The organism is Pseudomonas sp. TWI923, from assembly GCF_039673365.1.
Taxonomy (GTDB): domain Bacteria; phylum Pseudomonadota; class Gammaproteobacteria; order Pseudomonadales; family Pseudomonadaceae; genus Aquipseudomonas; species Aquipseudomonas sichuanensis.
Window position 1 is genome coordinate 1 of sequence record NZ_JBDJLM010000128.1, and the last position, 7,728, is coordinate 7,728.

The window sequence follows — 7,728 nt, forward strand, 5'->3', positions numbered from 1 at the left end:
GGCTTGCCCCGCGATGAGGCCAACCCGGGCCACGTCCCTGCCTGATCGGGCCTCATCGCGGGGCAAGCCCGCTCCCACGCGTCAGCTCAGGCGCCGCGCCGGCAGCCACAACCTCACCCGCACCCCGCCTGGCACGTTGTCCACCGCCAGCGAGCCGCCATGCAGTTGCATCACCTCGGCGACGAAGTTCAACCCCAGCCCGGTGCTCTTGCGCCCGGTATCCGGCCTTGGCAGTGAATAGAACCGCTCGCTCACCCGCCCCAGCGCGTACTCGGGAATCGCCTGCCCCTGGTTGAACAGGCTCAGCGCCACCCGCTCGCCCTCGCGCTCCAGCTCGAACAGCAAGGCGCCGCCCTGCGGGGTGAAGTCCAGGGCGTTGTCCAACAGGTTGGCCAGCGCCTGGCGCATCAGGAACGGGTCGCACCACAGGCGCATATCCACCGGCACCCGCTGGCGCACCTGCAAGCCGGCATTGTCGATACGCGCCCCTTGGGCCAACAGCAGTTCATCGACCAGCGCCGCCAACGCCACCTGCTGTTCGTCCTCCAGCGCCTGCATCTGCTCGACCCGGGCCAGGTTGAGCAGGCGCTCGATCATCTGCTGCAGGCGCTCGCTCTCACGCTCGATATTGCCGGCGAAGCGCGCCCGCTGCTCGTCCGGCATGGGGCCCTGGAGCAGCTCCGAGGCGCCGCGGATCGCCGCCAACGGGCTCTTCAGCTCATGGGTAAGGGTGTGCACGTAGCGCTCGACATAGGCCTTGCCTTCCAGCTGCGTACGCATGCGCTCCACCGCCGTGGCCAGCTGCTGCAGCTCGCCGCCCTTGTAGTGCGGCAAGGCGGCGCGCTCGCCTTCGCTGACCGCCTGGGCATAGTGGGTGAGCCGGCGCAGCGAACGGGTCAGCCACCACGACAGCGCCGCGCCGACCAACAGGCCGAGCACGATCAACCCCAGCCCGAGAGTCAGCAGGCGCTTCTCGGAGCGGTCGATGTAGGGTTGCAGCGAGCTGTTGGGCTTGGCCACCGTCACCACGCCGATGATCTGCCCATCATCGAGGATCGGCGCCGCCACGTGCATCACCGAGGTGCTTTCGTCGTCCGGGTCGCTGCGGGTCGAGCGCGCGCCGTACTGCCCGCGCAGGGTGAGGTAGACATCGTTCCAGCGCGAATAGTCCTTGCCCAGGGCCTGGCCGCTGGAGTCGAGCAACACGATGCCCTTGGCGTCGGTGACATAGATGCGGTGGCTGACCTGGTTCTTCGCCAGCCCCCAGATCTGCGCGCTGGGGCGGCGCTCGCCGTAGGACTGCAGCACCTGCGACAGGCGGCTCTGGTTCAGGGTGCCGTGCTTGACGTCGTCATGGAGGATTTCCGCCAGCAGGTTGGCGGTGTCCACCAATGTCTCCTCGGAGGACTGGCGCACCACCGGGCGGATCTGTTCGCGCACGGTATTGAGCAGAAAATAACCGGCCAGCCCGACGAACAGGAAATACACCAGGAAGATGCGAATCCCCAGGCGCATCAGGCGTGCTCCGGGCTGTAGCTGTAGCCCAGGCCGCGGTGGGTCTGGATCGGTTCGGCGTCGGCGGCCACCTGGCGCAGCTTGGCGCGCAGGCTCTTGATATGGCTGTCGATGGTGCGTTCGTAGCCCACATCCGAGGCCACGCCCAGGCCATCGAGCAACTGCTCGCGACTGAACACCCGCCGCGGTTGTTCGAGCAGGCATTGCAGCAGGCGGAATTCGTGGCGGGTCAGCGCCAGCGCCTGGCTGCGATAGACGATACGCATGGCCAGGCTGTCGAGCTGGAACGGCGTGCTGTCTGTGGCCGGCTCGCTGCGTGGCGCCATGCGCTTGAGGATCGCCCTGACCCGGGCCGCCACTTCGCGCGGGCTGAACGGTTTGACCACGTAGTCGTCGGCACCGATTTCCAGGCCCAGCACGCGGTCGATCTCGGCGTCGCGGGCACTGAGGAACATCACCGGCACCTCGGTAAAGCGGCGCAGTTGGCGGCAGGTTTCGAAGCCGCTGATGTCCGGCAGGCCAATGTCGAGGATCACCAGGTCGGCCGGGCGCAGGCGCTGCTGCTCGAGCGCGGCACTGCCCAGGGTCACCCATTCGGTGCTGTGGCCATCGGCCTGCAGGGCGTACACCAGGGTGTCGGCGATGGCGGATTCGTCTTCGACGATGAGGATGTGGGGCATCTGAGCGGCAAGCCTCAAGCTGCAAGCTTCAAGTGAAAGCGGATCGCGGCAACTTACACCGATCCGCTGTTTCTTGCAGCTTGTCGCTTGAAACTTGCAGCTGGCGAATCAGCAGCTCGGCTTGCCCGCGGTGAATTTCTCGGCCGGGTTCACCGCCGCCTTGAACTTCTTCAACGCCTTGGCACCGACCAGCAACGGATAGTTGAAGTTGCTGCGATCGACCAGGTTGACCTCCACGGTGCGCTTCACGTCACCCAGGCACAGCTCCAGGTCGACTACCGGGCGGCGGGACAGCTCGGGGGCATCGCCCTCCTCGTCCTCGTCGGCGCGGTTCTTGATCTTGCTGATGCGCGAAACCTCATGCTCGTAGACCTTGCCATCGGCGTCCTTGGTTGCCAGGCGAAAGCGCACCCACTCCTTGCCGTCACGGCTGAACAGCTCGATATCCTTGGCCGACAACGACGCGGTGTAGGCACCGGTGTCCATCTTGGCTTTCAGGGTTTCGCCGATCTCCGGCAACTTGATGTTCTCGTAACGGCCGTAGAGCGTGGGCTCGGCGGCCATGACCGGCAACGCCAGCAGGGACAGCAGGGCAAGCAAGGGTTTCACGGGGCAGGCTTCCTTGAGAGGGGTCAGTGCTTAGACTGCGCGGGCAGGATAGGTTCGTTGCCACAGGTTAAACAACACAATGTGAAACATTTGTGCCACTTAATGGACGTACGACGTTTGGCGTAGGCCCCCGGGCTGCTTATCATTGCCGCCCGTACCTTTCACACAACAAGAGTTCCCTTATGCGTCGCCTGTTGACTGGCCTGCTCACCACCACCCTGCTGCTGCTCAACACCCTGGTGATGATCGGCCCGCTGCTGGTTTTCGCCCTGCTCAAGTTGGTGCTGCCTGGGCGCGGGCGCGACTATGCCTCCGCCGGGGTGATGTGGATGGCCGAAAGCTGGTCGGAAGTCGACAAGGCCATCTTCGCCCTGTGCATCCCCACCCAATGGGAGGTGCGCGGCGTCGACACCCTGCGCCAGGACACCTCGTACCTGTGCATCAGCAACCACCAGACCTGGGTCGACATCCCCGCGCTGATCGAAAGCCTCAACCGCCGCGTGCCGTTCTTCAAGTTCTTCCTCAAGAAGGAGCTGATCTGGGTACCGCTGCTGGGCCTGGCCTGGTGGGGGCTGGACTACCCGTTCATGAAGCGCTACAGCAAGGCCTTCCTCGACAAGCACCCGGAGCTCAAGGGCAAGGACCTGGAAATCACCAAGGCCGCCTGCGAGCTGTTCAAGCGCCAGCCGGTGACCGTGGTCAACTACCTCGAAGGCACCCGCTTCACCCAGGCCAAGCATGCCCAGCAGCAGTCGCCCTACCGCCACCTGCTCAAACCCAAGGCCGGCGGCGTGGCCTTTGTGCTGGCGGCGCTGGGCGAACAGCTCGATGCGTTGCTGGACGTTACCATCGTCTACCCGGGCAACAAGGCCCCGGGGTTCTGGGACCTGCTCAACGGCAGCATCAGCCGGGTGATCATCGACATTCGCGTGCGTGAGCTGGACCCGGCGCTGTGCGCGGGCGATTACGAGAACGACCCGGTGTTCCGCCAGGCCGTGCAGAACTGGGTGAACCAGTTGTGGGTGGAAAAAGATCAGCGGATCGAGGAACTGCGGGCAGAGATGCGTTGAAACCATCGCGGGGCAAGCCCGCTCCCACAGAATCGTACAAGTCCTGTGGGAGCGGGCTTGCCCCGCGATAGGGCCCGCCAAATCACCGCGAAACCCCGATTAAAATCCAGATTAATAATCGACATTAGCAACTCTTTGTTTGTCACCACCCACCCTGGTGGATAAAAATCGATCAACCACAACTACAAAAAAGCCAGGATTGATCGATGGCAACCCAACCTTGCTCCGCCCCCGCGCAACTGCGCCGTGTCCTGGGCCTGCCCGCCCTGGTGTTCTTCGGCCTGGTGTACATGGTCCCGCTGACCATCTTCACCACCTACGGCATCGTCACCGAGCTCACCGGTGGCCGCACTGCCGGCGCCTACCTGGTCACTCTGCTGGCCATGCTGTTCACCGCCACCTCCTACAGCTTCATGGTCCGGCGCTTCCCCGTCGCGGGCTCGGCGTACTCCTACACCAACATGGCCTTCGGCCCCAACGTGGGCTTCCTGGCCGGCTGGTCGCTACTGCTCGATTACCTGTTCATCCCGATGATCAACTACCTGCTGATCGGGCTGTTCCTCAACATCGCCTTCCCGGCCATCCCGGCCTGGGCGATCGTGCTGGCCTCCATCGCCCTGGTGACGGTGCTCAACGTGATCGGCATCCACTCGGTGGCCAAGACCAGCAACCTGATCGTCGGCGCACAGATTGTCTTCATCGGGGTGTTCGTTGCCCTGTCGTGGCAAGGCCTGGCCGGGCAGCCGGTGGATCTGCTGGCGCCATTGCGCGGTGATGGCAGTGCGCCGGGCTTCGGCGCGCTGATGGCGGGGGCGGCGGTGCTGTGCCTGTCGTTCCTCGGCTTCGACGCCGTGTCTACCCTGGCCGAAGAGTGCAAGGACGCCCGCCGCGACGTGCCCCGGGCGATCATCCTCACCACCCTGGGCGCCGGTGTGCTGTTTACCGTGCTGGCCTATGTCAGCCAGCTGGTGCTGCCGGGCAGCCACTTCGCCAACGCCGATGCGGCGGCCAACGAAGTGATGCTCAAGGCCGGCGGGCAGTTCCTCGCCAACTTCTTCACCGCCGCCTTCGTCGCCGGCAGCCTGGGTTCGGCGCTGGCCTCGCAGGCGGCGGTGTCGCGCATCCTGTTCACCATGGGCCGCGACCGTGTGCTGCCGCAGCGCAGCTTCGGTTATCTGTCGCCGCGCTTCGGCACACCGGTATTCGCCACCCTGCTGGTGTCGGCGTTCTCGCTGCTGGCGTTGGTGATCGACCTGGCCACCCTGGCCTCGCTGATCAGCTTCGGCGCACTGGTGGCGTTCTCGGCGGTGAACCTGGCGGTGGTGAAGACGCATCTGGTGAACGAAGGCGCGCATCGCAACCTCAAGGGGTTGCTGCGCTACGGCGCGGTGCCGCTGGTGGGGTTGAGCCTGACCCTGTGGCTTTGGACCAGCCTGTCGGCGCTTACGCTGGTGATCGGGTTGTGCTGGTTTGCCCTGGGGTTGGCTTACCTGGCGGCGCTGACGGCGGGCTTCCGCAAGCCGGTGCGCCTGGTGGATTTCACCGAAGCCGCCTGACTCACGCAGTTCTGCTTTTTGTAGGAGCGGCCTTGCCGGGGCGCCGGACCGGCAAGGCCGCTCCTACAGGGTCCGCGTCAGGTGATTAGACCGAAGGCTGGGCCAACGGCGCTGGCGTTGTCCACAGATTCCCCAGGTTCTGCAGCAACGACCCGGCAATCCCCTGCTGCCCCAGGTATTGCAGGATCAACGGTGCAAACTGCCCGATCATCCCGGTATCCAGGCCCAGTGCCTTGAACGCGGTATCCAGGTCGTTGCGGTTCTGCACCTCGCCACCCAGCGCATTGCCCAGCGGCGAGTCGGTCTTGCCGTTGCCCAGCAACTGCCCCAGGCCGCTCAACCCGCCCAATGCACTGGCACCCGAGAGCAAGTCCAGCCCCGGCACGGCCTTGGTCAGCTGGCCATAGTCATCGCCGCTGAGGTTGTTGCGCGCCAGCCCCAGCATCGCCCCGGCGCCGCCGATGGCCTGCTCGGGGGTGATCTTCAACTCGCTGCCCAAGGTGTTGAGCAGGTTGGCCTGGGCCGCAGGTGCCTGCACCTGGGCGCCCTGCTCCTGGTTTTGCGTGGCGGATACCGCATTGGCGACGTCGCTGAGGTTGAAGGCGAACACCGGGCTTGCGGCCAGGGTCATCAGGGTTGCCAGGGTGAATGCTTTCATCGGGAGGGACCTCGTCGGCCGGAATGGCCGGGAAACGAGGGGTTTGACTGGAGGTTTGAACCTTTGTTCCGGGCCGATTGTCGGCGCAATTCGGGCTGGACGATGCCTCGCAGCATGGTTCAAGCAGGCATGAAAAAGCCCCTCTGCAAGAGGGGCTCTTTTCACTTCACATCCCTTACGCCGCGCCCCACATCTTGTGCGGGTCGATCACGAATTTCTTCGGCACGCCGGCATCGAACTCGCCATAGCCTTCCGGCGCCTGGTCGAGGTTGATCACCTGCACGCCCACCACTTCGGCGATGTTGATGCGGTCCCACATGATCGCCTGCATCAGCTGGCGGTTGTACTTCATGGTCGGGGTCTGGCCGGTGTGGAAGCTGTGCGACTTCGCCCAACCCAGGCCGAAGCGGATGCTCAGCGCGCCGATCTTGGCGGCGGCGTCCACCGCACCCGGGTCTTCGGTCACGTACAGGCCAGGGATACCGATGCTGCCGGCCACCCGGGTGACTTGCATCAGCGAGTTCAGCACGGTGGCCGGCGCTTCATGCTTGGCCCCTTCGTGGCCATGGCCACGGGCCTCGAAGCCTACGGCATCGACGGCGCAGTCCACTTCTGGCTCACCGAGGATGTCGATGATCTGCTCGTGCAGCGGGGTGTCCTTGGACAGGTCGACCACTTCGAAGCCCTGGGACTTGGCGTGGGCCAGGCGGGCCGGGTTGAGGTCGCCGACGATCACGCAGGCGGCGCCCAGCAGGCGGGCAGACGCGGCGGCGGCCAGGCCGACCGGGCCGGCACCGGCTACGTAAACGGTGCTGCCTGGGCCAACGCCGGCAGTCACGGCACCGTGATAACCGGTTGGCAGGATGTCGGACAGGCAGGTCAGGTCACGGATTTTCTCCATGGCCTTGTCGCGGTCCGGCAGTTTCAGCAGGTTGAAGTCGGCGTAAGGCACCAGCACGTATTCGGCCTGGCCGCCGGTCCAGTCGCCCATGTCGACGTAACCGTAGGCGCCACCGGCGCGGGCCGGGTTGACGGTGAGGCACACGCCGGTGTGCATCTCTTTGCAGGAGCGGCAGCGGCCGCAGGCGACGTTGAACGGCACGGACACCAGGTCACCGATCTTCAGGCGCTCGACGTCACGCCCCATCTCGACGATTTCACCGGTGATTTCGTGGCCCAGTACCAGGCCGACCTGGGCAGTGGTACGGCCACGGACCATGTGCTGGTCGGAGCCGCAGATGTTGGTGGAGACCACCTTGAGGATGACGCCGTGTTCGATCTTCTTGCCGCGCGGGTCCTGCATTTTCGGGTAGTCGATCTTCTGTACTTCGACCTTGCCAGCGCCGAGATACACCACTCCACGATTGCCAGACATGCTCTTACCTCGCTTGATTTGTATTTATGCAGCGTTGGTTGAAGCGCCGCCATCCATGGGCGGCCTGTGTTACTGGAATGAAGGGAATTGTGGGCTTGATGGGGGATGTCGCAGTGACTGGTTGCGACAAAGGGATACCTGTTTGCGGCGCAGGGCTGTCGCAAAAAACATCGCGGGGGGAGCCCCCCCCCCCCCCAAAAAACAGGGTGCGGGGGTGGCCCCCCACGGGGGGGGCGCAGAGGAACAAGGTAAAAATGGGGTGGAA

Annotated in this window: 7 protein-coding genes; 2 read left to right on the plus strand and 5 right to left on the minus strand. The window is 64.8% G+C overall.

The features are described 5' to 3' along the window. Positions 1–81: 81 nt before the first annotated feature. The 3 genes from creC to ABE459_RS25150 form a co-directional block, all read right to left on the minus strand. Positions 82–1,515, minus strand: a complete 1,434-nt coding sequence (gene creC / locus ABE459_RS25140; RefSeq protein ID WP_258705553.1) for a two-component system sensor histidine kinase CreC — start codon at positions 1,513–1,515, stop codon at positions 82–84. Then, positions 1,515–2,195 carry a two-component system response regulator CreB gene (gene creB, locus ABE459_RS25145; RefSeq protein WP_125462289.1) on the minus strand — a complete coding sequence of 227 codons (681 nt, stop codon included), beginning with the start codon at positions 2,193–2,195 and terminating at the stop codon, positions 1,515–1,517. Before creB ends, creC begins: the two co-directional genes overlap by 1 nt. A gap of 108 nt (positions 2,196–2,303) precedes the next feature. Next, positions 2,304–2,804 carry an ATP-dependent zinc protease gene (locus ABE459_RS25150; RefSeq protein WP_125857160.1) on the minus strand — a complete coding sequence of 167 codons (501 nt, stop codon included), beginning with the start codon at positions 2,802–2,804 and terminating at the stop codon, positions 2,304–2,306. Positions 2,805–2,986: 182 nt separating this feature from the next. Here ABE459_RS25150 and ABE459_RS25155 point away from each other — a divergent pair, with 182 nt between their 5' ends. After that, complete coding sequence (locus ABE459_RS25155) at positions 2,987–3,874, plus strand: acyltransferase (protein WP_125462287.1); 888 nt, start codon at positions 2,987–2,989, stop codon at positions 3,872–3,874. Between the two features lie 206 nt (positions 3,875–4,080). Next, the gene (locus tag ABE459_RS25160; protein ID WP_323830151.1) at positions 4,081–5,430 is read left to right on the plus strand and encodes an APC family permease; all 1,350 of its coding nucleotides are present in this window, start codon (positions 4,081–4,083) and stop codon (positions 5,428–5,430) included. An 85-nt stretch (positions 5,431–5,515) separates the two neighbouring features. Here the strand turns inward: ABE459_RS25160 and ABE459_RS25165 are convergent, their stop codons facing one another. Next, positions 5,516–6,088 carry a DUF2780 domain-containing protein gene (locus ABE459_RS25165; protein WP_323830149.1) on the minus strand — a complete coding sequence of 191 codons (573 nt, stop codon included), beginning with the start codon at positions 6,086–6,088 and terminating at the stop codon, positions 5,516–5,518. 175 nt (positions 6,089–6,263) lie between these two features. Next, on the minus strand, positions 6,264–7,463 hold the full coding sequence (fdhA, locus tag ABE459_RS25170) for a formaldehyde dehydrogenase, glutathione-independent (protein WP_125462284.1): 1,200 nt from the start codon (positions 7,461–7,463) through the stop codon (positions 6,264–6,266). Between the last annotated feature and the right edge of the window lie 265 nt (positions 7,464–7,728).